A 22,465-nucleotide genomic window follows, 5' to 3' on the forward strand; every position below is an offset into this window, starting at 1 on the left:
TCATTGACGGTGACCCGCAATAGATCCTACCTTTCTCGGCGTTGGGTACAGGCTGATCCCACGGGAGGGGAACATGCCCATGCGCCGAAGAGCCGCCCTAGTCACCCTGATCTCCACGGTCCTGGCCCTAGGAATTCCGGGTGCCGTGTCCTCCGCCCAGCCCGCGACCTCCGACCTCTACGTCTCCCCGAGCGGGAACGACCACGCGAACGGCACCGCCCGCCACCCCGTACGCACCCTGGAACGCGCCCGCGACCTCGTCCGCGAGCGCGTCACGGGGATGAAGGGCGACCTGACGGTCCACCTCGCCTCGGGTACGTACCGGCAGATCGCGCCCCTCACCCTCGACGCCCGGGACTCCGGCACCGGTGGCCACCAGGTGATCTGGCAGGGCACCGGGAACACCGTCGTCAGCGGTGGCCGACAGGTCCAGGGCTGGCGCCCGGTCGCCGGGAGGCCGGGCCTGTGGTCCGCGCCCGCTCCCCAAGGCCTCACCGACACGCGGCAGTTGTACGTCGACGGGGTGCGCGCCCAGCGCGCCCGCGGGGCCGTGCCGGTGACCCTCACCCAGACCGCCACCGGATACACGGCGTCCTCCGACACCCTCGCGCACTGGAAGCACCCCTCCGACGCCGAGTTCGTCTACACCAGCGGCGAGTCCCTGTGGAACGTCGAGCGCAACGGCCTGGGCCAGTGGACCGAGCCGCGCTGCCGCATCGCCGCCGCCGAGGCCGCCACGATCACGATGGTCCAGCCGTGCTGGGACAACTCCAACAAGCGGGTCGAGTTCCCGGACATCCCCGGCCGCACGGTCAGCATGGTCGGGCCCGGCCACCTCACCAACGGCGGCAGGGCGACCTACGTCGAGAACGCCTACGAACTCCTGGACCAGCCCGGCGAGTGGTACCTCGACCGCACCGCGCACCGGGTCTACTACCTGCCCCGCAAGGGCGAGAACCTCGCGCGCGCCGACGTCGAGGCGGCACAGGCCGAGAAGCTGATCGACGGACGGGGCACGGCCGCCGCGCCCGTCCACGACCTCGCCTTCCGCGGCTTGCAGTTCAGCTACGCCACCTGGCTCACCCCCTCGGGACCGGAGGGCTTCTCCGAGATCCAGGCGGGCTACACCATCACCGGCGAGAAGGGCTGGGCGACCCAGGGCCTGTGCCAGTACGTCGAGGGCGGCACCTGCCCGTTCGCGTCCTGGACCAAGATGCCGGGCAACGTCTCCTTCGCGTACGGGCAGCGCATCGCGTTCAGCGACGACGTCTTCGCCCATCTCGGCGCCTCCGGCCTCGACCTGGGCACCGGCTCGAAGGACTCCACGGTCGGCGCCAGCGTCTTCACCGACATCTCCGGCAACGGACTGGAGATCGGCTCGGTGGACGGGCAAACCCCGGCCTCCGGAGTCCAGGTGACGGACAATCACCTCTATGGACTGCCCCGCGAGTACCACGGCGGCGTGGCGATCCTCAACGGCTGGACCCAGAACACCACGATCGCCCACAACCAGATCGACCACGTCGGCTACAGCGCCGTCTCCCTCGGCTGGGGCGGCTGGCCCGACAAGATCGGCGACCCGGCGACCCCCAACCCCAGCCACGACAACACGGTCCGCGACAACCTGATCTTCGACTACATGCAGATGCTCGACGACGGCGGCGGCATCTACACCCAGGGACTGACGGGCACCTCCCTGGCCGACGGCGAGAAGGTCACCGGCAACGTCATCCACGACCAGTGGGGCCTCGGCAAGAACGTCTACACCGACAACGGCTGCACCTACGAGACGGTCGAGGGCAACGTCCTCTACAACGCCTCGTACGCCAACGTCGCCTCCCGCCACACCGACTACCGCGACACGCTCGGCAACAACGACCCGACCCTCGTCAAGGACAACTGGTGGGAGGAGGGAACCGCCGACGGCGACAACAAGGGCCTGGTGACGAGCGGAAACAAGATCATGACGGCCCCGTCCGACGTACCGCCGGAGATCCTCGGCAACGCGGGACTCGAACCCGCCCACCGCGGACTGCTGAACCGCCGCGTCGGCGCCGTCTCCACCCCGGAGGCACCCTCCCGCGTCGGTACGAGCGCGGCGGGAGTCGACGCCCTGTACGTCACCTTCAACCCGAGCTTCGTGGACGGCGGTTCACCGGTGACCGGCTACACGGCGCGGGCGTACGACGCGTCCGGACGCCAGGTGGGCGAACAGGCCGTCGATGCGGCCGAGTTCAAGCGCACGGCGGTCGTACGGATCGGCGGACTGCCCGCGTCGGCCGGCCCGCTCACGGTCACCGTCACCGCGAGCAACGCCCACGGCACCAGTGCCCCGTCGCTCGCCTCGCTTCCGCTGACCCCGACCGCCGTGACCGCGCTGCCGGGCGCACCGACCGGCCCCAAGCTGCGTACGGCGTCCACCGCCGCCACCGTGGCCTGGACCCCGCCGACGGCGACCGGCGACGCCAAGGTCGTCGGCTACCGCGTCACCGTCTCCGACGGCCGCGCCCCGATCGACGTCACGGGCCGGGACGTGCTGGTCGGTCAGCCCTCCGCGAAGGGCATGTTCCGAGTGATCGGAGGCCTCAGCCCCGGCACCTCGTACACCGTCACGATCGCGACGGTGACGGCGGCGGGCACGGGACCGGCGGCCACCGTGACGGCCACCACCAGGGCGTGACCGTTCAGGCGCCGAGCGCCGCCGGCACCGGGACGCGTGCCTCGTCGTACCGCTCCAGCAGGACCCGTGCCACCTCCGGTGCCGGGCCCAGCACGTCGGCCAGTACGTCCGCCTCGGCGGCGCCCCGGGCGATGCGGTCCGGGAGGAAGCCGGGGGCGAGGACGTAGGGGGCGACGGCGACACGCTCGCAGCCGAGGGCGCGCAGTCCGCGCACCGCGTCCTCGGTGCGCGGAAGGGATGCGGAGGCGAACGCGGGCCGCACGGCGCACCAACCGGTGTGCCGCCACTCCCGCGCGATTTCTGCGATCACCGCGATCGCCTCCGGGTCGGTGGACCCCGCGGAGGCCAGCACGACCCCCGTCGAGGACTTGTCGGCGGGGGTCAGCCCCGCCTCGTACAGCCGGCGTTCGAGCGCCGCCGTCAGCAGGGGGGAGGGGCCGAGCACCTCCGCCTGACGGATGCGCAGGCGCGCCGGGGCCTCCCGCAGGACCGCCGGGATGTCCGCCTTCGCGTGGAAGGCGCGGGTGAGCAGGAGAGGGAGGGCGACCACATCACGTACGCCCTCCGCCGCCAGGGACTCCAGCACCCCCGGCACCGAGGGGATGTTGAAGTCGAGGAAGCCGGTCTCCACGCGCAGGCCCGGACGCCGGGCCCGCACACGCCGCACAAGGGCGTGCACCGTCGCGGCATGACGCGGATCGCGGCTGCCGTGGGCGATGACCAGGAGGACCGGACGACTCGTCATGACGGGCTCAGCTCTTCACCAGGAGACCGCGGCTGCGCAGCACCCACCGCTCCAGCGGGCTGAAGATCAGCAGGTCGATGGCGATACCGACGAACAGGATGAGGAAGATGGCGAGGAAGACCATCGACATGGAACTGGCGGTGCGCCCGTTCTCCAGCAGCTGACCGAGGCCGATGCCCAGGTCGGGGGAGGAGGCGATGATCTCCGCCGCCATCAGGGAGCGCCAGGAGAACGCCCAGCCCTGCTTCAGACCGGCCAGATAGCCGGGCAGCGCGGCCGGCATCACGATGTGCCAGGTCCCGCGCAGGCCCGTCGCGCCCATCGTGCGGCCCGCCCGCAGGAACAGCGGCGACACCTGGTCCACGCCCGACACCAGGCCGTTGGCGATGGAGGGGACGGCGCCGAGCAGGATCACCGCGAACATCATCGAGTTGTTCAGGCCCAGCCAGATGACGGCCGGCGGCACCCAGGCCACGGAGGGCAGCGACTGGAGCCCGGAGAGGATGGGGCCGATCGCGGCGCGGACGAACTTCACCCGGGCCACCAGCAGACCCAGCGGGGTGCCGATCGCCAGGGCGAAGAGGAACCCGAGCAGACCGCGCGAGACACTCGTCCAGATGTAGCCGAGCAGCGTGCCCTGCAGCCAGGCGTCCTTGACCTCGCCCCAGACGTCGGACGGTGAGGGCAGCTTGCTCGGGTCGGTGACGACCTTGAACGAGATCAGCGCCTGCCACACCACCAGCACCAGGGCGATGGCGACGAGCGGCGGCAGTATCTTCTCGACGAAGGTCTGGCGGAAGGCCGGCCTGCCCGTGTGCGCGGTCGTCTCCAGGGCGTCGAGGCCCGCTTCCAGGCCCGCCATGTCGTTGCCGGGGCTGTCCTTGACGGGCCGGCCGGCCGCGTCGGCCTTCGTCTCAGTGCTGGCCATGGCGGCGGATCTCCCCACGCAGTTGTTCGGTGATCTCGACGGACAGCTCCGCCACGGCCGCGTCCTCGATACGACGCGGCTGCGGGATGTCGACCCGCCACTCATGGGCCACCCGGCCGGGGCGCGAGGACAGCAGGACGACCCGCTCGGCCAGCCGCACCGCCTCACGCACGTTGTGGGTGACGAAGAGGACGGACAGCTGGGTCTCGCGCCAGATCCGGGTCAGTTCGTCGTGCAGGACGTCCCGTGTGATGGCGTCCAGCGCCGCGAACGGCTCGTCCATCAGCAGGATCTGGCTGTCCTGGGCGAGCGCGCGGGCCATCGCGACGCGCTGGCGCATACCGCCGGACAGCTCGTGCACCCGCTTCCCGTACGCGCCCTTCAGTCGGACGAGTTCGAGCAGTTCCTCCGCCCGGTCGCGGCGCTCGGACTTCGCGACGCCGCGCAGCCGCAGCGCGAGCTCGATGTTCTTGCCCGCGGTCAGCCACGGGAAGAGGGCGTGCTCCTGGAACATCAGGGCCGGACGCCCGTTGGTCGTGATGTTGCCCGCGGTCGGGGCGTCGAGGCCCGCGACCAGGTTGAGCAGCGTCGACTTTCCACACCCCGAGGCCCCCAGGAGGGTGACGAACTCGCCCGGCGCGACATCGAGGGTGATGTCGTCGAGGACGAGCTGGGGCCCCGTCGGTCCGGTGAAGGACTTCGAGACATGCTCGATCCGGGCGGCGTGCTCCACCACTTCGGCGCCGTCGGCGGCCTTGGCGAGGGTCGTGGCCATGGTCGTCACCTCCTGGGAACTCATCGGTGTGGGTCCTTACTTGACGCCGAGACCGGCGTCGTCGACCGTGCTCTCGCCCGCGGCCCCCAGGACCTTGTTCAGGAGCGTGAGGTCGTAGATCCCGTTCAGGTCGGGCTTCTTCAGCAGGCCCGCCTTGACCGCGTGCTCCGCCTCGGTGTTGAGGGTGGAGGCCAGCGGGTCATTGGTGATCTGGATGGACTTCCAGGCCGGGTCGAGCACCTTCGCCGGGAGCTCCTTGCCGGAGTCGACCTTCAGCTGGGCGTTGGCCGCGGCCTTCGCCTGGTCGGGGTTGGCGCTGATCCACTTGTTGGTGTCGACCGAGCCCTTCAGCACGGCCTCGACGACCTTCGGGTGCTCCTTGAGGAACTTCTGCGACACGATGATGTTCGTGATCACGAACTTCTTGTCGGGCCACAGGGAGGCCTCGTCGAGCAGTACCTTGCCGCCCTCGGCGACCAGCTTGGACGCGGTCGGCTCCGGCACCCAGGCGCCGTCGATGGAGCCGGACTTGTAGGCGTCCGGGGTGATCTTGTTGTCCGTACGGACGACCGAGACGTCGCCCTTGCCGCTCTGCGCGTCGACCTTCCAGCCCTGGTCCGCGATCCAGTTGAGGAACGCCACGTCCTGCGTGTTGCCGAGCTGCGGGGTCGCGATCTTCTTGCCCTTGACGTCCTTCAGGGACTTGATCTTCTTCGGGTCCACCACGAGCTTCACACCGCCGGACGCCGAACCGCCGATGATGCGCAGGCTCTTGCCCTGGGACTTGGTGAAGCCGTTGATCGCGGGCGAGGGGCCGATCCAGCCGATGTCGATCGAGCCCGAGTTCAGCGCCTCGATCTCGGAGGGGCCCGCGTTGAAGGTGGAGTACTCCGCCTTCGTGCCGCCCAGCGCCTTCTGGAAGAGGCCTTCCTGGCGGCCGACCAGCGCGGTCGCGTGCGTGAGGTTGCCGAAGTAGCCGATCTTCACGGTGTCGAGGCCGTCGATCTTCGAGGATCCGGCGGCGACCTTCTCCTTGGAGGAGGAGTCGCTCTTCGACTGGGAGCCGTAGCTGCAGGCGGCGAGCGCGAGCAGGGGGAGTGCGACGGCGGTGGCTATGCCACGGCGTACAAGGTTCGAGCGGATGGCAGGCACGGGAGGGGTTCCTCTCGTTGGCCCGGCGGTCACGTTTTCAGGTCGTGGCCGGGAGGTCGGCAGGTCTTCGTCGTCGCATCCGGGACGTCGGGTGGGGGGACGGGGCGCGCAGGCAGTGCGCGTACGTCATTCCGCACATCGCGCCACTCCGCCCTGCCCGCTGCCGAGGGCGCCGCTGCCGACGCGGCCGCCCTCCTTGGCGAACGTGGAGTAGAAGTCGGTGGACGTCATGTCAGAAGTCCCACCCGTCGTCGTCGCCCTCGTCCTTGACCGGCTGCGGCGCGGCGAACGACTCGCCGACCATGCCCGCGGTCAGCGTGGTGCCGTCCGCCGGGTCGATCAGGATGAACGCGCCGGTGCGCCGGGAGTCGGCGTACGAGTCGAGCGGAAGGGGCTCGGCGGCACGGATCTTGACGCGGCCGATGTCGTTGGCGACCAGCTGACCCGGGTGCGGGTGCAGCGACAGGTCGTCGAGCGTCAGCCGGGACGGGATGTCCTTGACGATCGCCTTCACCGTGCGGGTGCCGTGCTTGAGCAGCACCCGGTGGCCGACGGTGAGCGGCTGGTCGGCCACGTGGCAGACGGTCGCCTCGACGTCCTGCGTGGTCGGGGGCGCGTCCTTGCTCGGCACGATCAGGTCACCGCGCGAGACGTCGATGTCGTCCTCCAGCAGGAGGGTCACCGACTGCGGGGTCCACGCCACGTCGACCTGCTTGCCCAGCAGATCGATCCCGGCGACCTTCGTGGTGCGCCCGGAGGGCAGCACGGTCACACTCTCGCCGACCCGGAAGCTACCGGCGGCGATCTGACCGGCGTACCCCCGGTAGTCGGGGTGCTCGGCGGTCTGCGGGCGGATCACGTACTGCACGGGCAGACGGGCGTGGCAGTGCCCCAGGTCGTGGCTGACCGGGACCGTCTCCAGGTGCTCCAGGACCGTCGGGCCGCCGTACCAGTCCATGTTCGCGGAGGCGTCCACCACGTTGTCACCGGCGAGCGCCGAGATCGGGATCGCGGTGATCTCGGGAACGCCCAGCTCGGAGGCGTACGCCGTGAACTCCTCGGCGATCGCGGCGAAGACGGACTCCTTGTACTCGACGAGGTCCATCTTGTTGACGGCGAGGACCACGTGCGGGACGCGCAGCAGCGCGGCGACGGCCGCGTGCCGGCGGGTCTGCTCGATGACGCCGTTGCGGGCGTCGACGAGGACGACGGCCAGGTCGGCGGTCGAGGCGCCGGTGACCATGTTCCGGGTGTACTGCACATGCCCGGGGGTGTCGGCGAGGATGAACCGGCGGCGCGCCGTCGCGAAGTAGCGGTAGGCGACGTCGATGGTGATGCCCTGCTCGCGCTCGGCGCGCAGGCCGTCGGTGAGGAGGGCGAGGTCGGGGGCGTCCTGGCCCCGGCTCGCCGAGACGCGCTCCACGGCCTCCAACTGGTCCGTCAGGACCGACTTGGAGTCGTGCAGCAGTCGTCCGACCAGCGTGGACTTGCCGTCGTCGACGGAGCCGGCGGTCGCGAAGCGCAGGAGCGTGGTCGCCGACAACTGCTCGACCGACAGCGGCTCGGTGGGTTCGGTGGTGCTGGTCATGTCTAGAAGTACCCCTCGCGCTTGCGGTCTTCCATCGCGGCCTCGGACATCTTGTCGTCGGCGCGGGTGGCGCCCCGCTCGGTGAGCCGGGAGGCGGCGATCTCGGCGATCACGGCGTCCAGCGTGGTCGCGTCGGAGTCGACGGCGCCGGTGCAGGACATGTCGCCGACGGTCCGGTAGCGGACGAGCCGCTTCTCGACCGTCTCGCCGTCCTTGGGTCCGCCCCACTCACCGGCGGTCAGCCACATGTTCGACCGCTGGAAGACCTCGCGCTCGTGCGCGAAGTAGATGTCGGGCAGTTCGATGCCTTCGCGAGCGATGTACTGCCAGACGTCCAGTTCGGTCCAGTTGGAGAGGGGGAAGACGCGGACGTGTTCGCCGGGTGCGTGGCGGCCGTTGTAGAGCTGCCACAGTTCGGGGCGCTGGCGTCGGGGGTCCCACTGGGAGAACTCGTCACGCAGGGAGAAGACGCGTTCTTTCGCGCGGGCCTTCTCCTCGTCGCGGCGTCCGCCGCCGAAGACGGCGTCGAAGCGTTCGGACTGGATCTTCTCGGTGAGGGGCACGGTCTGCAGGGGGTTGCGGGTGCCGTCGGGGCGCTCGCGCAGGACTCCGCGGTCGATGTAGTCCTGCACGGAGGCGATGTGCAGCCGCAGTCCGTGCTTGTCGACCGTGCGGTCGCGGTATTCGAGGACTTCGGGGAAGTTGTGTCCGGTGTCGACGTGCAGCAGGGTGAAGGGGATCGCGGCGGGGGCGAAGGCCTTCAGGGCGAGGTGCAGCATGACGATGGAGTCCTTGCCGCCGGAGAAGAGGATCACCGGCCGTTCGAACTCGCCCGCGACCTCACGGAAGATGTGGACGGCCTCGGACTCCAGGGCGTCCAGGTGCGAGAGCGCGTACGGGCTGCTGTCCGTCTCCTCGGAGACACTGGCGACGGTCGTCATGCGAGACCCCTTTCGGTGAGCAGCGCATGGAGCGCGGCCGCGGACTCCTGCACGGACTGGGTGTGCGACTCGATGCGCAGATCGGGCGACGCGGGCTCCTCGTACGGGTCGTCGACGCCGGTCAGCCCCGAGATCTCCCCCGCGGCCTGCTTGGCGTACAGCCCCTTCACATCGCGCACGGAGCAGACCTCGACCGGCGTCGCCACGTGCACCTCCAGGTACGGGGTGCCGCCGGTCCGGTGACGCTTGCGGACCGCCTCGCGGCTGTCGGCGTACGGCGCGATCACCGGGACGAGCGCCTTGACGCCGTTGCGGGAGAGCAGCTCGGCGAGGAAACCGATCCGCTGCACGTTCGTGTCGCGGTCCTCGCGCGAGAAACCGAGGCCCGACGAGAGGAACTCGCGGATCTCGTCGCCGTCGAGCACCTCGACACGGTGGCCCTCGTCGCGCAGCCGGCCGGCCAGCTCGTACGCGATGGTGGTCTTGCCGGCGCTCGGCAGACCCGTGAGCCAGATGGTGGCTCCGGTCGTCACTTGCTGCTCCTGGGAGATCTGGGTGGTCGTGGTCATCCGTGCAGCCCGCACTCGGTCTTGGACCGTCCCGCCCAGCGGCCGGCGCGGGCGTCCTCGCCCTCCAGCACACGGCGGGTGCAGGGCGCGCAGCCGACGGAGGCGTAGCCGTCCATCAGCAGCGGGTTGGTGAGGACGCCGTGCTCGGCGACGTACGCGTCCACGTCGTCCTGCGTCCAGCGGGCGATCGGCGAGATCTTGACCTTCTGCCGCTTCTCGTCCCAGCCGACGACCGGGGTGTTCGCCCGGGTCGGGGACTCGTCGCGGCGCAGTCCGGTCGCCCAGGCGTCGTACCTGGTCAGGCCCTCTTCCAGGGGCTTGACCTTGCGCAGGGCGCAGCACAGGTCGGGGTCGCGGTCGTGCAGCTTGGGGCCGTACTCGGCGTCCTGCTCGGCGACGGTCTGGCGCGGGGTGAGGGTGATGACGTTGACGTCCATCACGGCCTCGACCGCGTCACGGGTGCCGATGGTCTCGGGGAAGTGGTAGCCGGTGTCGAGGAAGACCACGTCTACTTGGCTGTCGCCCGGCTGGGCGCGGGAGGCGAGGTGGGCGACGACCGCGTCCTCCATGGAGGAGGTCACGCAGAACGTCTTGCCGAAGGTCTCGACGGCCCACTGGAGGATCTCCAGGGCCGAGGCGTCCTCGAGGTCGCGCCCCGCCTGCTCGGCGAGGCGCTTCAGGTCCTCGGCCGTACGGCCTTCCCGGCCTTCCCGATCTTCCTGATCTTCCCGGTCTTCCTGAATCGTCGTCATATCTCGTCCCCTCCACCTTCGTTGCGCTGAACCCCACGGGCGAGCAGTCCGAGGAACTTCAACTGGAAGGCTCGGTTGCACGCCGCGCATTCCCACGCGCCGTGGCCCTGTTCGCTCGGACGGAGGTCTTCGTCGCCGCAGTAGGGGCAGTAGAAGGGAGCCGCTCGCTCGCTCACGACAGCGACTCCTCGCTGGCACGGGCGGCCCAGGTGGCGAAGCGCTCGTCGTCCTCGCGCTCCGCCTGGAAGCGCTTGAGGACCCGCTCGATGTAGTCGGGAAGCTCGTCCGAGGTGACCTTCAGGCCACGGACCTTGCGGCCGAAGCCGGCCTCCAGGCCGAGCGCGCCGCCCAGGTGCACCTGGAAGCCCTCGACCTGCTCGCCCTGGTCGTTCAGGACCAGCTGGCCCTTGAGACCGATGTCCGCGACCTGGATACGGGCGCAGGCGTTCGGGCAGCCGTTGATGTTGATGGTGATGGGCTCTTCGAACTCGGGGATGCGGCGCTCGAGTTCGTCGATCAGGGAAGCACCGCGCGCCTTGGTCTCGACGATCGCGAGCTTGCAGTACTCGATGCCGGTGCAGGCCATCGTGCCGCGCCGGAAGGTGGAGGGCCTGACGGTCAGGTCGAGGGCTTCGAGGCCCTCCACCAGCGAGTCGATCTGGTCCTCCGTCACGTCGAGCACGATCATCTTCTGCTCGACGGTGGTGCGCAGCCGGCCCGAGCCGTGTGCCGCGGCCAGCTCGGCGATCTTCGTGAGGGTGGTGCCGTCCACGCGGCCGACGCGCGGCGCGAAGCCGACGTAGAAGCGGCCGTCCTGCTGGCGGTGCACACCGACGTGGTCGCGCCAGCGGGCGACCGGCTGGTCGGGGGCCGGGCCGTCGAGGAGCTTCCGCTCGAGGTACTCGTCCTCCAGGATCTGACGGAACTTCTCCACGCCCCAGTCGGCGACCAGGAACTTCAGACGGGCGCGGGTGCGCAGGCGCCGGTAGCCGTAGTCGCGGAAGATCGAGATGACGCCCTCGTAGACGTCAGGGACCTCGTCCAGCGGGACCCAGGCCCCGAGGCGCTGGCCGATCTTCGGGTTGGTGGAGAGGCCGCCGCCGACCCAGAGGTCGAAGCCGGGGCCGTGCTCCGGGTGGTTCACGCCGACGAAGGCGACGTCGTTGATCTCGTGCGCCACGTCGAGCAGCGGCGAGCCGGAGATCGCGGACTTGAACTTGCGGGGCAGGTTCGAGAAGTCCTTGTTGCCGATGATCCGGCGGTGGATCTCGTCGATGGCCGGGGTGCCGTCGATGATCTCGTCCTCGGCGATGCCGGCGACGGGCGAGCCGAGGATGACGCGGGGCGTGTCACCGCAGGCCTCGGTGGTGGACAGCCCGACGGCTTCGAGCCGGTTCCAGATCTCGGGGACGTCCTCGATGCGGATCCAGTGGTACTGCACGTTCTGGCGGTCGGTGAGGTCGGCGGTGCCGCGCGCGAACTCCTGCGAGATCTCGCCGATGACGCGCAGCTGGTCGGTGGTCAGCCGGCCGCCGTCGATGCGGACGCGCAGCATGAAGTACTTGTCGTCCAGCTCCTCCGGCTCCAGGATCGCGGTCTTGCCGCCGTCGATCCCGGGCTTGCGCTGGGTGTACAGCCCCCACCAGCGCATACGTCCACGAAGGTCGTTGGGGTCGATCGAGTCGAAGCCGCGCTTCGAGTAGATCGTCTCAATGCGTGTCCGCACATTGAGACCGTCGTCGTCCTTCTTGAACTGTTCGTTTCCGTTGAGCGGGGTGAAGTGACCCACGGCCCACTGACCCTCGCCGCGGTGACGACTCACCTTGCGGCGGGGCGCGGCGGCGGGATTCTGCGGGGTGGCGGCCATGGTTGATACGTCCTTCGGGACTGCGGGACAGGAAGGAGAGCGGCTCTCAACTGCGCATATGGGCGCATACGGAAAGTACGCGCGCGTCATTGCGCAGAGGGAGGCAAAAGGGAGAATGTCGGCTGGGCCGGGGCTGTCAGCTCGCCGGACAGATGGCGCTGGACATGCGGCCGAGGTCGACGTGCCGCCGACTCACCAAGGCAATTCCAGTTCCAGACATGACGGAAGCGTGTCACGGGGATCTCGGGCCAGTCCACCGTCATCCATCATGTGGACACCCTTGTCCCGAATGGCGAGACAAAGGTGTCGTCGGTCACACGGCTGGGCAGAAATGGACGATCCGGTGGCCCGGTGACCGCCCGATGGCGGGCCGAGGGACGGCCCGCGGCAGGTCAGCCCGCGCTTGCGCCCGGCCAGGGCCCGGGGGTGGCGATCTCCGGCTCCTCCTCCACCTTGGTGTCGAAGAGCTTGAAGCCGCGGCGCAGGTAGTTGTCCATCGCGTGCTCCCCGTCCTTGCTGCATGTATGCAGCCAGACGCGCTTCGTCTCGGGCCGCCCCGGCCAGCGCTCCGCCAGGTCCCAGGCTCGCGCCACCCCGTACGAGAGCAGGTGCCCGCCGATCCGGCGGCCCCGGAAGGCGGGGATCAGTCCGAAGTACATGACCTCGACGACGCCGTCGTCCTGCGGGTCCAGCTCGACATAGCCCGCGGGCGTTCCCCGGTCGTAGGCGACCCAGGTCTCCACGGCGGGGCGGTCCAGGACCTCCTGCCACTGCGCGTACGTCCAGCTCAGGCGGTCGGTCCAGCGGATGTCCCCGCCCACGGAGGCGTACAGGAAGCGGTTGAACTCGGGTGAGGGGACTTCGGAGCGCACGATCCGGACGTCGCCGTCGGGCGTGATCGCGGGGAGCAGGTCGCTTGCCGCGGTCTGCTCCAGGGACCAGGTGGTCACAGTGACGTTGCTCATGGGGGCCAGGGAACCACGCGGCTGCGCCGCGCTCCAAAGCGGGCCAGATGTTTTCGCCCCCGCCGCCCCTACCCGTCCCATCCTTCTGGGGCTCCGCCCCAGACCCCGCCAGGGGCGCTGCGCCCCCTGGACCCCCGCAGGGGGTCTTCAGGGGCGCGAGGAACTGCGCGAACGGCCCCCACCGGCCCGCGGCCGAAGAACACGCCCGGAGGGTCTGGGGGCGGAGCCCCCAGGGATGGGACGGGTAGGGGCGGCGGGGGCGAAGAACCCCCGGGGTGCCTAGCCCAGGGACTTGTTCACCGCGGTCAAGGGGACCGCGTACAGGACGCGCTCCGGTGTCGTGTCCGGGGCGGCGCCGGTGAGGGTCCACAGTTCGCCGGTCTCCTGCCAGTAGGACAGGGAGGCGGCGTGCTGGCCCCAGCAGGCGTAGGACTGGTCCCCGGTGCACTGCACCGCCTCGGCGGTGTGTCCGCTCTGGCGCCACAGCGTGCCGTGCCGCCCACCGCTGGCGGGCGTGTGGCCGACGTACCAGTCGGCCTTGCGCGCCCCGGCCGGCGTATAGGAGAGGACACCCGAGAGCCCGGCGGCCTTGGTCGTGTAGGCCTCGCGTGCGTCGACCCGCCCCAGGGAGTCACTGCCCAGCAACCCCGCCCGGCCGGCGCCGGTGCTGTACGAGTACCGCCAGATCCGGGTCCGCTCCGTGCCGTCGGCCGGCGCCGCCTCGGTGGCGACCAGGCTGTCCGGCGTCGAGGTGCGGTCCAGCGACAGGGAACCGAAACAGGGGTTCGCCCGGGCCTCGCCCGAGCCGCACGTGCCGCCCGCCGGGCTGTACGAGCCGACGGCCGGCAGCAGGTACTGGTAGCCGTGCGCGGAGTAGCCGCCGCGCACCTTGCCGATCGCCCCGCTGTCCACGCCCGCCTTCAGGAGGTGCTGCAGGTCGAAGACGAGCAGGGAGTCGTCCCGCCCCGCGCCGTTCTGCGCGGTGACGATCAGCTTGCCCTGGTACCAGACCATGCCGCCCAGCCGGGAGCGGACCGCGCCGAAGTCCTTGCCGCCGTCGCGCGGCGCGACCAGCAGCACCCAGCGGTACCTGAGCGCCGCCGGGTCGCTCGCGTCGATGAAGGCGACCCGGGCCAGACCCCGGTCCGTGGCGGAGGCGCCCGCGGCCCGGTCGTCGTGGTTCCAGCCCGCCAGGATGACCCGCCGGTCGCCCCACCGGCCGTCCTGTTCGGCGTCACCGGAGGTGGTGACGGAGGCGGGCGCCCACTGCCGGCTCCGCGCGTCGTCCGAGGCCCAGCAGTACGCGCGGGTGGCGACCGGTTCGAGGGGCAGCGCGGCCCGCTCGGTCCCGGAGCAGTCGGCCTCGCCGCGCATCGTGTGGTCGGCGCTCGCCAGCACGCCGGAGACTCCGACGTTCCCGCCCATGTTCCGGCTGAGCGTGCTGAGAGTGTCCCCGGCGACCAGGTTCTCGTGCAGTTGGAGCCTGCTGGTCTCGGCGACCGAGGTGAGCGGGGTCAGCGCGCCCGGACTGTTGCTGCCCGTGGCCTGGGAGGTGCTGATCAGCGTGGCGGCCGCGGTGAGCGCGAGGGCGGTTCCGGCCAGAGTGGCGCGCAGCGCCTGTCCCCTTCGCCTACGACGGTGTCTGCCGCGGTGCTTCATGCGTCCTCCCGAGGAAGGCCAACTGCCCCTCATGATCGATACGTTGACGGAGAGACGGGTGGGGTGGCCTGTGGAGGGATGCTACGTCAGAGAGCCACGTGCCTGGTCAAGGACCCCGGAAGACGGTCCCGAAATACGCTCCTTGCTTCCCGCAGGGGGCATATTCGGCCGGTCGGGTGACGCGTCGGGCCCCGGTGCGGTACAAGGGGGCCCGGGTTTACGCGCCCTGCGCACCGCCGGCGCCGTCGAGTGGGGGAGCAGGTCCCGGGGGTCCTCCGGGAGCACCAACTCGACCTCCGCGGCCTCGCAGAAACGATACGGCCGGTGTTCCAGAAAAGCCCCGAGATACCGCCGTACGCGCGACATCTCGGCCCGTACCGTCACCGTACGACCGGGGTCGTCGAACAGGTCGTCGGCGAGCCCGGAGGCACTGCGCCCGGCGGGTCGGACGGCCAGCAGATACAGCAACTCGGCGTGGCGGGGGCTCAGTTCGTGGCACCAGGAGCCCGCTTCGGACGAGACGGTCACCGAGGAGCGCCGCGGGTGCGCCAGGTCCAGGACGATCCGCGCGGCCCGCCGGGGCCCCGGCTCGTCGGCGGCCCGCAGCAGCCAGCCTCCGGGCAGCGGTTCCACCACGCACAGCCCGAGCGTCGGCAGCCAACTCCGCCCGGGGGCGAGCGCCTTGGGAAGCGCGAGCCGTCCGGTGTACGGCATCCCGGTGACCGCGGCCGTCCAGCCGTCCTGGTCCACGGCGAGGGCGCGCCCGCCGAGCCGGGCGAGCACCGGCGCCGCCACCGCGCGCAGCCCCTCCAGCGAGGTCAGGTGCAGCTCGCGCAGGCGCGCCTCGGCGAGTTTGGCCACCGAGCCGACCAGGGCGAGCGTCGCCGGGTGCAGGGTGTCCAGCGGCCCGCTCACGTCCACGACGCCGATCAGACTGCCGTCGCGCGGGTCGGTGATCGGGGCGCCGGTGCAGGTCCACGAGTGGTGGGTGCGCACGAAGTGCTCGGCGGAGAAGACCTGGACGGGGCGCCGGGCGACCAGCGGGGTGCCCACACCGTTCGTACCGACCACGCCCTCGCGCCAGTCCGCCCCGAGTTCGAATCCGAACCCGTCGGCCTTGCGCAGCACGGACGCGCTGCCCTCCCGCCACAGCACCCGGCCCTCCGCGTCCGCGACCACCATGATGTGGTGCGCGACGTCCGCGACCGAGAGCAGGCCCTCGCGGAGCACCGGCAGGACATGCCGCAGCTGCGAGGTCTGGCGCCGCCGCTCGACCTCGTCACGGACCAGCAGCCCGGCCCGGAAGTCGTGGTCGGGGTCGACTCCGCCGCGCAGCATGCGCTCCCAGGACTGCTCGATCACCGGGCGTGGCGCGAGGCGGGCGGGCTGTCCGGAGAGGGTGGCGTCGCGCACCTCGCGCAGCACACGGGCCGCCTGGGCGGCGTCCAGGGCGGCGAGCCGCGTCACGTCGATCGGAGAGTGCGCCACGGGATCCTCCCCATCCTCCCTGGACGGACGGACCGACGGGTTCGGGGCATGTGAGGCCCACACTGCCCGGCCCCTTTTCGGCCACGGGCGCCCGGGCCCGTACTGACTGCTGTTCTCATAGTGCCGCTCGGCGCCGACGGAGGGACACAGTCCGGCCACACAGGCCGGAAAACTTGCAACCCCCTGCAACCCTGGCGAACAGCCGTACGGGGTCGGAAACTTGAGCAACGCCGCCTGTGCGGCGTTCGCGCTCCTCACAACGGGGCCAGAGAGCGGGGGTGGTGCCGTGTCGGCGCAGCACCACCCCCGCGCCCGGTGCGGAGCCCGGCTCAGGAAACAGCTCAGGAATCAGCTCGGGAAGCAGTTCAGGAAACCGGTCGGGCCCGTTCCACCACCGTGGCCAGATCGAGACTGTGCGGCAGGGTGCCGAAGGCCGAGCCCCAGTCACCGCCCAGCCGTGAGGCGCAGAACGCGTCGGCGACCTCCGGGGGCGCGTACCGCACGAGCAGTGACCCCTGCAGCACCAGTGCGACACGCTCCGCGAGCCTGCGCCCGCGGCCCTCGATGCCGTCCAGGTCGGCGAGTTCGCCCAGCAGGTTCTTGATCGCGCCGTCGAGCCGGTGGTCGGCGCCTCGGGCCCGGCCCACCTCCTGCAGGAACGCGTTCAGCGCCTGCGGCTCCCGCTGGATCGCGCGCAGCAGGTCGAGGGCCTGCACATTGCCCGCTCCCTCCCAGATGGAGTTGAGCGGCGACTCGCGCAGCAGCCTCGGCATGCCGGACTCCTCGACGTACCCGTTGCCGCCCAGGCACTCCAGCGCCTCCACCGCCACCGGGGTGCAGCGCTTGGTCACCCAGTACTTGGCGGCCGGGACCGCGAGCCGCAGGAAGGCCCGCTCGTCCTCGCCACCGTCGTCGTACGCCGCCGCCAGACGCATCGCCAGCGTCGCCGCCGCCTCCGACTCCAGCGCGAGGTCCGCCAGCACGTTGCGCATCAGCGGCTTGTCGATCAGCTTGCCGCCGAAGGCCTCCCGGTAGGTGCAGTGGTGCACGGCCTGCGCCACGGCCTGCCGCATGACGGCGGCGGCGCCGAGCACACAGTCCAGCCGGGTCACGGCGACCATCTCGATGATGGTGCGCACCCCGCGCCCCTCGTCCCCGACCCGGCGCGCCCAGGTCCCGTCGAACTCGACCTCGCTCGACGCGTTCGACTTGTTGCCGAGCTTGTCCTTGAGCCGCTGGATGCGGAACACGTTGCGGGTCCCGTCCTCCAGCACCCTCGGCACCAGAAAACAGGTGAGCCCGCCAGGCGCCTGCGCCAGCACCAGGAACCCGTCCGACATCGGCGCCGAACAGAACCACTTGTGCCCGGTCAGCTCGTAGGTCCCGTCCTCGGCGAGCGGCCGCGCCTCGGTCCTGTTCGCCCGTACGTCACTGCCGCCCTGCTTCTCCGTCATGCCCATCCCGAAGAGCACACCGGCCTTCTGGGAGGCGGGCCGCAGCCCCTGGTCGTAGACGGTGGACGTGAGCAGCGGTTCCCAGAGGGCGGCGAGTGCCGGGTCGGTGCGCAGGGCGGGCACCGCCGCGTGGGTCATCGAGAGCGGGCAGCCGTGGCCCGCCTCGGCCTGCGACCACACGACGAAGCCGGCCGCGCGCCTGAGGTGACCGCCGGGACGGCTCCAGGCCGCCGTCAGCCCCGCCGAGACGCCCTTGCCGAGCAGTCGGTGCCAGGCGGGATGGAAGTCGACCTCGTCGACGCGGTTGCCGTAGCGGTCGTGGGTGCGCAGCTTCGGCGGGTTCTCGTTGGCGAGCACCCCCCACTCCTGCACCTGCGCGGAGCCCGTCGTACGCCCGAGCAGCGACAGCTCCTCGTGTGCCTCGTCGAGAAGTCCTGGATCAAGGTGTCGCTCGACCGCCTCCACGAGGGCCCGGTCGGCGGCGAAGACGTCATATCCGACCAGGGGCGGAGCCTGGTTGGTCACGGTGTGGGTGCTGGCTGCCATACGGATACGGTAAGGACGTGCACCAGGCAAAAGAAACACCTGAACGGTCTCCCGTGGGCCGCTTTCACCGCGCTCGCGCGCTGTACAGGAACGTGTCGAAGCGCAGGACCGCCTGGCTGCTGCTCAAGGACACCGTCAACTCCTGCATGGAGTACCGGATCCTGGGGCTGGCGGCCGAGGCCGCCTTCTTCACACTCCTGTCCGTGCCGCCCCTGCTGCTGAGCCTCATCGGACTGCTCGGGTACGTGGACGACTGGACCGGCGCGCACTCGATCGCGAGCCTGGAGTCCAACATCCTGGAGGCCTCCCGCACGGTCCTCACGGACAAGGGCGTCCATCAGATCGCCGAACCGATCCTTCACGACGTGATGAAGGGCGGCAGGCCCGACATCATCTCCCTCGGTTTCCTCTTCGCCCTGTGGTCGGGCTCGCGCGCGGTGAACGTCTTCGTCGACACCATCACCGTGATGTACGGCCTCGACGGCACCCGGGGGATCGTGGCGACGCGCGTGATGTCGTTCCTGCTGTTCATCGTGGCGCTGCTGATCGGCTCGATCGCGCTGCCGCTGATGGTCGCGGGCCCGGACGCGGTGGTGCAGATCGTGCCGTGGTCGGCGACGCTCGTGCAGGTCCTGTACTGGCCTGTCGTCATCGTGCTCTCGGTCGTCTTCCTGACCACGCTGTACCACGTGTCGGTGCCCGTCCGCTCACCCTGGGTGGAGGACGTGCCCGGCGCCCTGGTCGCCCTCGCCATGTGGGTCTTCGGCAGCTTCCTGCTCCGTATCTACCTGACCAGCACGGTCGAGGGCCCGACGATCTACGGCTCACTCGCCGCCCCCGTAGCCGTCCTCCTGTGGATCGGTGTGTCCGCGTTCGCCGTCCTCGTCGGCGCCGCCGTCAACGCGGCCATCGACCGGGTCTGGCCGGCCGCCGCCACGGCCGCGGCCCGCGCCGCGAACGAGCGTCTGCGTCAGGAGCAGGCCGCCGAGTACGTCGCCCGCGCCGCCGCCCACCGCGCCGCCGACCCCGACCCCGACGACCCGGACATGCCCTCCGAGTTCCCGGAACGCTGGTCCCGCTTCCTCCCCCCGGAGGACGTGACCTCCCGCCTCCGCACCCACGTCAAGAGCTCCCACCACCCCCGCAAGAGCAACGACGACGACTGCGCGGGGGAGTAGGACGCGCCCCTCAGGGGCGCGGGGAACCGCGCGCTCGACCCCCACCACCCACACCCGAAGAACGCACCCCGGGGGTCTGGGGGCGGAGCCCCCAGATTGGGGAGGGGCGGACCTACCCCTTCCACGCACCCCCCACCGCCGCCTCCCGAGCGAACGCGGTGAAGTCGCGCGGCTCCCGCCCCAGAACCTCCCGCACACCCTCCGAAAGGTAGGAGTTGCGCCCGTCGAGCAGGCTCTCGAAGAGCTCGACGAGGAACTCGACCTCCTCCGCCGGCACCCCGAACCCGGCCAGCTGATCGCCGTACTGGCGCGCCGTCACCGGGAGATACGTCAGCTCACGCCCCGTCGCCGCCGCGATCTCTCCCACCGCCTCCCGGAAACTCAGCAGCCGGGGCCCGGAGACGGCGAGCTCCTGCCCGACATACCGGTCGCCCCCCGTGAACACGGCCACCACGACGTCCGCGATGTCCCGCACATCGACGAACGGCTCCCGCACCTCACCGGCGGGAAACACCAGTTCCCCGCGGAGCAGCCCCTCCACCAGCGGCCCCTCGCTGAAGTTCTGCGCGAACCACGCGGCCCGTACGACCGTCCAGTCGGCGCCCGACGCCCTCAGCGCCTCCTCGGCCGGCCGCGCCCGCTCCTCACCCCGCGAGGACAGCAGCACCAGCCGCCGCACCCCGAGCCCGACCGCCTCCCGTGCCAGACCCCCGACCACCTCGGCCGCGTCGGGCGAGCCGACGTCCGTGGGGTGGACGAGATACGCCGCGTCGGCACCCCGCAGGGTGTCCGCCCACGTCGACCGGTCCGTCCAGTCGAACCCCGCCGCTCGGGACGCCGCCCGCACCCTCAGCCCCGCCGCCCGCGCGGCCTCGGCCACCCGCCGTCCGGTACGCCCCGTGGCGCCCGTCACCAGCACCGTCATGTCCCCTACGTGCTCTTCGCCTGCCCTGTTCCGCGTCATACCGACAGTGAAGCGCCGCCCGCGCAGGGCTCCCATCGCCGAGGGACTCATTCCCATAAGCGGACGTCTACGTCCCTTCCTCTCAGACGTCTACGCTGACGCCATGGACGCACTCGCCGGCCTGCTGGAGGGCCCCAGGGCACGCGGCGCCTTCATGATCCGTGCGTGCTTCGACCCGCCCTGGTGCGTACGCGTCGAGGACCGCGCCCCCCTCACGATCATGCTCGTGGTGCGCGGCGGGGCCTGGGTCGTGCCGGACGCGGGGGAACGCGTGTTCCTGCGGGCAGGTGACCTCGCGATCGCCCGCGGCCCCGACCCGTACACCTGCGCGGACGACCCGGGGACCCCGCCGCAGGCGGTGATCCTGCCGGGCGGCGAGTGCACCTACCCCGACGGGCGGTCCCTGAAGGGCCAGTGGGACCTGGACGTCCGCACCTGGGGCGACCGGCTCGACGGCTCCACAGTTTTGCTGATCGGGACGTACATGATGCGGGGCGAGATCAACGGCAGGCTGCTCGACGCCCTGCCGCCGCTGCTCTCCCTGACCCAGGACGTGTGGGACTGCCCGCTCACCGCGATCCTCACCGAGGAGATCGTCCGTGACGAGCCCGGCCAGGAGGTGGTCCTGGACCGGCTCCTCGACCTCCTCATGATCGCCGCGCTGCGCGCCTGGTTCTCCCGTCCGGAGGCCGCCGCCCCCGCCTGGTACCGGGCGCTCGCGGACCCCGTCGTCGGCCGGGTGCTGCGGCTCGTCCAGGACGACCCGGCACACCCCTGGACGGTGGCGACGCTCGCCGCGAAGGCCGGGGTGTCCCGCGCCGCGCTGGCCCGCCGCTTCAGCGAACTCGTGGGCGAGCCCCCGATGACGTACCTCACCGGCTGGCGCCTCGCCCTGGCCGCCGACCGGCTGCGCGAAACGGACGACACCCTCGAGGCGATCGCCCGCCACGTCGGCTACGGCAGCGCGTTCGCCCTGTCCAGCGCCTTCAAACGGGTGTACGGGGTGAGCCCGCAGGAGCATCGGACGCGGGCGGCGTAGCGTGACGTACATGTACGTGGAGCGGCCTTCCCGGCTGACGGGCGCCGTCGTGTGGTCCCGTGGCACGTCCGATTCCACGGTGGGGTCCGTGCTTCCCGACGGCTGTATGGACCTGCTCTGGCACGAGGGGCGACTGCTCGTCGCCGGGCCCGACACCCGGGCGTACGTTCCCGAGGGCGCGGCCGGGCACTGGGCGGGCGTCCGCTTCTACCCCGGCACGGGGCCGACGTTCCTCGGTGTACCCGCCCACGAACTGCGCGACCTGCGGGTCGACCTGGCGGACCTGTGGCCGGCCTCGGAGGTCCGGCGCCGCACCGCGCGGGTCGCCGCTGCCGCCGACCCGGTGACCGCGCTGGAGCAGGTGACACTGGACCGGGCGGCAGCCACCGATCCCCCCGACCCGCTGCTGCGGGAGGTCGTGACGGCCCTGGACGCGGGCCGGTCGATCGCGGCGACGGCCGACCGACTCGGTCTGAGCGCACGCCAGTTGCACCGCCGCTCACTGACCGCCTTCGGCTACGGGCCCAAGACCCTCGCCCGCGTCCTGCGCCTGCAACGGGCGCTCGCCCTCGCCCGTACCGGGGTCCCCTTCGCGGAGACGGCGGCCCGCTCCGGCTTCGCCGATCAGGCCCATCTGGCCCGGGACGTACGGGAGTTGGCGGGCATGCCGCTGGGGGAACTACTCGGGCGCGGGTAGCGTCGCGAACAGGTCGACGCCATTGCCGTCCGGGTCGTGCACGACCGCGTACCGCATCCCCCAGAAGGCGTCCCACGGCTTGAGCTCGCCGTGGTACCCGGCGCCCACCAGGTCCTCGTAGACGGAGTCGACCTCCGCCGGGCCGTCGCAGCCGAAGGCGAGCGACATCCGGCCGCCCCCGTCGGCCGGCGGCCGCCACCCCGCGTGAAACGAACGGACCGTCTCCTCGGTGTCGATCGCCAGCCGGGACCCGCCGGGCAGTTCGGCCTCGACGTGCGGCTGGTCCTCGGCGCCCTCGGGGAAGACGAGCCCGAGGCGGCGGTAGAAGGCGAGCGTGGCGGCCATGTCGGAGGCGACCACGCCGATCACGGCGAATCGTGGAGTCATGGGGACACCGTAGGAAGAGCGCGGGAAGCGGGTCTTGAACGAATCGGACGGAGTCCCTCGGCGGGCGGAACGACGGGACCCGAACTCACGG

Annotated in this window: 21 protein-coding genes; 4 read left to right on the plus strand and 17 right to left on the minus strand. The window is 71.1% G+C overall.

All coding sequences use genetic code 11. From position 1 onward, the window contains the following. Positions 1-79: 79 nt before the first annotated feature. On the plus strand, positions 80-2,680 hold the full coding sequence (locus FNV62_RS38280; RefSeq protein ID WP_225900507.1) for a fibronectin type III domain-containing protein: 2,601 nt from the start codon (positions 80-82) through the stop codon (positions 2,678-2,680). A gap of 4 nt (positions 2,681-2,684) precedes the next feature. Here the strand turns inward: FNV62_RS38280 and FNV62_RS38285 are convergent, their stop codons facing one another. The 15 genes from FNV62_RS38285 to FNV62_RS38355 all read right to left on the minus strand — a co-directional run bounded on the left by FNV62_RS38285 (position 2,685) and on the right by FNV62_RS38355 (position 18,109). Beyond that, positions 2,685-3,425 carry a sirohydrochlorin chelatase gene (locus tag FNV62_RS38285; protein ID WP_097286658.1) on the minus strand — a complete coding sequence of 247 codons (741 nt, stop codon included), beginning with the start codon at positions 3,423-3,425 and terminating at the stop codon, positions 2,685-2,687. Positions 3,426-3,432: 7 nt separating this feature from the next. After that, positions 3,433-4,353 carry an ABC transporter permease gene (locus tag FNV62_RS38290; protein ID WP_054234106.1) on the minus strand — a complete coding sequence of 307 codons (921 nt, stop codon included), beginning with the start codon at positions 4,351-4,353 and terminating at the stop codon, positions 3,433-3,435. Further along, positions 4,340-5,128, minus strand: a complete 789-nt coding sequence (locus FNV62_RS38295) for an ABC transporter ATP-binding protein (protein WP_054234131.1) — start codon at positions 5,126-5,128, stop codon at positions 4,340-4,342. The genes FNV62_RS38290 and FNV62_RS38295 overlap by 14 nt, the downstream gene beginning before the upstream one ends. Before the next feature lie 36 nt (positions 5,129-5,164). After that, positions 5,165-6,280: an aliphatic sulfonate ABC transporter substrate-binding protein gene (locus tag FNV62_RS38300; RefSeq protein ID WP_054234105.1), complete on the minus strand. Its 1,116-nt coding sequence runs from the start codon at positions 6,278-6,280 to the stop codon at positions 5,165-5,167. Positions 6,281-6,512: 232 nt separating this feature from the next. Then, positions 6,513-7,868, minus strand: a complete 1,356-nt coding sequence (locus FNV62_RS38310) for a sulfate adenylyltransferase subunit 1 (RefSeq protein WP_054234103.1) — start codon at positions 7,866-7,868, stop codon at positions 6,513-6,515. A gap of 2 nt (positions 7,869-7,870) precedes the next feature. Beyond that, positions 7,871-8,809, minus strand: coding sequence for a sulfate adenylyltransferase subunit CysD (gene cysD, locus FNV62_RS38315; RefSeq protein WP_097286660.1), 939 nt, complete (start codon positions 8,807-8,809; stop codon positions 7,871-7,873). Beyond that, entirely contained in the window at positions 8,806-9,378 is a 573-nt protein-coding gene (gene cysC, locus FNV62_RS38320; RefSeq protein WP_054234101.1) for an adenylyl-sulfate kinase, read from the minus strand. Before cysC ends, cysD begins: the two co-directional genes overlap by 4 nt. Then, positions 9,375-10,130, minus strand: a complete 756-nt coding sequence (locus FNV62_RS38325) for a phosphoadenylyl-sulfate reductase (protein WP_225900508.1) — start codon at positions 10,128-10,130, stop codon at positions 9,375-9,377. The genes cysC and FNV62_RS38325 overlap by 4 nt, the downstream gene beginning before the upstream one ends. Next, a complete protein-coding gene (locus tag FNV62_RS38330) occupies positions 10,127-10,306 on the minus strand; it encodes a hypothetical protein (RefSeq protein ID WP_079090235.1) in 180 nt (59 codons plus the stop codon). Before FNV62_RS38330 ends, FNV62_RS38325 begins: the two co-directional genes overlap by 4 nt. After that, complete coding sequence (locus FNV62_RS38335; RefSeq protein WP_060901070.1) at positions 10,303-11,997, minus strand: nitrite/sulfite reductase; 1,695 nt, start codon at positions 11,995-11,997, stop codon at positions 10,303-10,305. The genes FNV62_RS38330 and FNV62_RS38335 overlap by 4 nt, the downstream gene beginning before the upstream one ends. 136 nt (positions 11,998-12,133) lie before the next feature. After that, entirely contained in the window at positions 12,134-12,217 is an 84-nt protein-coding gene (locus FNV62_RS57650) for a putative leader peptide (protein ID WP_309486338.1), read from the minus strand. 172 nt (positions 12,218-12,389) lie between these two features. Continuing rightward, positions 12,390-12,962 (minus strand): GNAT family N-acetyltransferase, encoded by a 573-nt coding sequence (locus FNV62_RS38340; protein ID WP_143628504.1) that lies wholly within the window; start codon positions 12,960-12,962, stop codon positions 12,390-12,392. A 279-nt stretch (positions 12,963-13,241) separates the two neighbouring features. After that, positions 13,242-14,621 (minus strand): hypothetical protein, encoded by a 1,380-nt coding sequence (locus FNV62_RS38345; RefSeq protein ID WP_144315851.1) that lies wholly within the window; start codon positions 14,619-14,621, stop codon positions 13,242-13,244. 81 nt (positions 14,622-14,702) lie between these two features. Next, entirely contained in the window at positions 14,703-16,109 is a 1,407-nt protein-coding gene (locus FNV62_RS38350) for a GAF domain-containing protein (protein WP_097286663.1), read from the minus strand. A gap of 365 nt (positions 16,110-16,474) precedes the next feature. Further along, positions 16,475-18,109 (minus strand): acyl-CoA dehydrogenase family protein, encoded by a 1,635-nt coding sequence (locus FNV62_RS38355; RefSeq protein ID WP_143628507.1) that lies wholly within the window; start codon positions 18,107-18,109, stop codon positions 16,475-16,477. Positions 18,110-18,126: 17 nt separating this feature from the next. On the opposite strand from FNV62_RS38355, the gene FNV62_RS38360 reads away from it, so the two are divergent. Continuing rightward, entirely contained in the window at positions 18,127-19,287 is a 1,161-nt protein-coding gene (locus FNV62_RS38360) for a YihY/virulence factor BrkB family protein (protein WP_097286664.1), read from the plus strand. A 112-nt stretch (positions 19,288-19,399) separates the two neighbouring features. On the opposite strand, the gene FNV62_RS38365 is transcribed toward FNV62_RS38360, so the two are convergent. Continuing rightward, positions 19,400-20,251 (minus strand): NAD(P)H-binding protein, encoded by an 852-nt coding sequence (locus FNV62_RS38365; RefSeq protein WP_144315852.1) that lies wholly within the window; start codon positions 20,249-20,251, stop codon positions 19,400-19,402. A gap of 103 nt (positions 20,252-20,354) precedes the next feature. Between FNV62_RS38365 and FNV62_RS38370 the strand changes: the two genes are divergently transcribed. Together FNV62_RS38370 and FNV62_RS38375 are read left to right on the plus strand one after the other, a co-directional pair. Then, positions 20,355-21,290, plus strand: a complete 936-nt coding sequence (locus FNV62_RS38370) for an AraC family transcriptional regulator (protein WP_143603238.1) — start codon at positions 20,355-20,357, stop codon at positions 21,288-21,290. 10 nt (positions 21,291-21,300) lie between these two features. Next, positions 21,301-21,987, plus strand: a complete 687-nt coding sequence (locus tag FNV62_RS38375; RefSeq protein WP_144315853.1) for a helix-turn-helix transcriptional regulator — start codon at positions 21,301-21,303, stop codon at positions 21,985-21,987. Here the strand turns inward: FNV62_RS38375 and FNV62_RS38380 are convergent. Further along, positions 21,970-22,374 (minus strand): VOC family protein, encoded by a 405-nt coding sequence (locus FNV62_RS38380; RefSeq protein WP_097286666.1) that lies wholly within the window; start codon positions 22,372-22,374, stop codon positions 21,970-21,972. The two genes, FNV62_RS38375 and FNV62_RS38380, sit on opposite strands and share 18 nt — an antisense overlap. Positions 22,375-22,465: the final 91 nt, after the last annotated feature.

The sequence above is a fragment of the Streptomyces sp. RLB3-17 genome (assembly GCF_007113425.2).
In the GTDB taxonomy this organism is placed as follows: domain Bacteria; phylum Actinomycetota; class Actinomycetes; order Streptomycetales; family Streptomycetaceae; genus Streptomyces; species Streptomyces mirabilis_D.

What these genes read in the sequence shown, in the direction of transcription:
- FNV62_RS38355 (WP_143628507.1), bottom strand. Translation starts at nt 18,109, where the DNA reads ATGGCAGCCAGCACCCACACCGTGACCAACCAGGCTCCGCCCCTGGTC.
- cysC (WP_054234101.1), bottom strand. Translation starts at nt 9,378, where the DNA reads ATGACCACGACCACCCAGATCTCCCAGGAGCAGCAAGTGACGACCGGA.
- cysD (WP_097286660.1), bottom strand. Translation starts at nt 8,809, where the DNA reads ATGACGACCGTCGCCAGTGTCTCCGAGGAGACGGACAGCAGCCCGTAC.
- FNV62_RS38280 (WP_225900507.1), top strand. Translation starts at nt 80, where the DNA reads ATGCGCCGAAGAGCCGCCCTAGTCACCCTGATCTCCACGGTCCTGGCC.
- FNV62_RS38295 (WP_054234131.1), bottom strand. Translation starts at nt 5,128, where the DNA reads ATGGCCACGACCCTCGCCAAGGCCGCCGACGGCGCCGAAGTGGTGGAG.
- FNV62_RS38340 (WP_143628504.1), bottom strand. Translation starts at nt 12,962, where the DNA reads ATGAGCAACGTCACTGTGACCACCTGGTCCCTGGAGCAGACCGCGGCA.
- FNV62_RS38370 (WP_143603238.1), top strand. Translation starts at nt 20,355, where the DNA reads ATGGACGCACTCGCCGGCCTGCTGGAGGGCCCCAGGGCACGCGGCGCC.
- FNV62_RS38345 (WP_144315851.1), bottom strand. Translation starts at nt 14,621, where the DNA reads ATGAAGCACCGCGGCAGACACCGTCGTAGGCGAAGGGGACAGGCGCTG.
- FNV62_RS57650 (WP_309486338.1), bottom strand. Translation starts at nt 12,217, where the DNA reads ATGTCTGGAACTGGAATTGCCTTGGTGAGTCGGCGGCACGTCGACCTC.
- FNV62_RS38380 (WP_097286666.1), bottom strand. Translation starts at nt 22,374, where the DNA reads ATGACTCCACGATTCGCCGTGATCGGCGTGGTCGCCTCCGACATGGCC.
- FNV62_RS38335 (WP_060901070.1), bottom strand. Translation starts at nt 11,997, where the DNA reads ATGGCCGCCACCCCGCAGAATCCCGCCGCCGCGCCCCGCCGCAAGGTG.
- FNV62_RS38310 (WP_054234103.1), bottom strand. Translation starts at nt 7,868, where the DNA reads ATGACCAGCACCACCGAACCCACCGAGCCGCTGTCGGTCGAGCAGTTG.
- FNV62_RS38290 (WP_054234106.1), bottom strand. Translation starts at nt 4,353, where the DNA reads ATGGCCAGCACTGAGACGAAGGCCGACGCGGCCGGCCGGCCCGTCAAG.
- FNV62_RS38375 (WP_144315853.1), top strand. Translation starts at nt 21,301, where the DNA reads ATGTACGTGGAGCGGCCTTCCCGGCTGACGGGCGCCGTCGTGTGGTCC.
- FNV62_RS38365 (WP_144315852.1), bottom strand. Translation starts at nt 20,251, where the DNA reads ATGACGCGGAACAGGGCAGGCGAAGAGCACGTAGGGGACATGACGGTG.
- FNV62_RS38325 (WP_225900508.1), bottom strand. Translation starts at nt 10,130, where the DNA reads ATGACGACGATTCAGGAAGACCGGGAAGATCAGGAAGATCGGGAAGGC.
- FNV62_RS38285 (WP_097286658.1), bottom strand. Translation starts at nt 3,425, where the DNA reads ATGACGAGTCGTCCGGTCCTCCTGGTCATCGCCCACGGCAGCCGCGAT.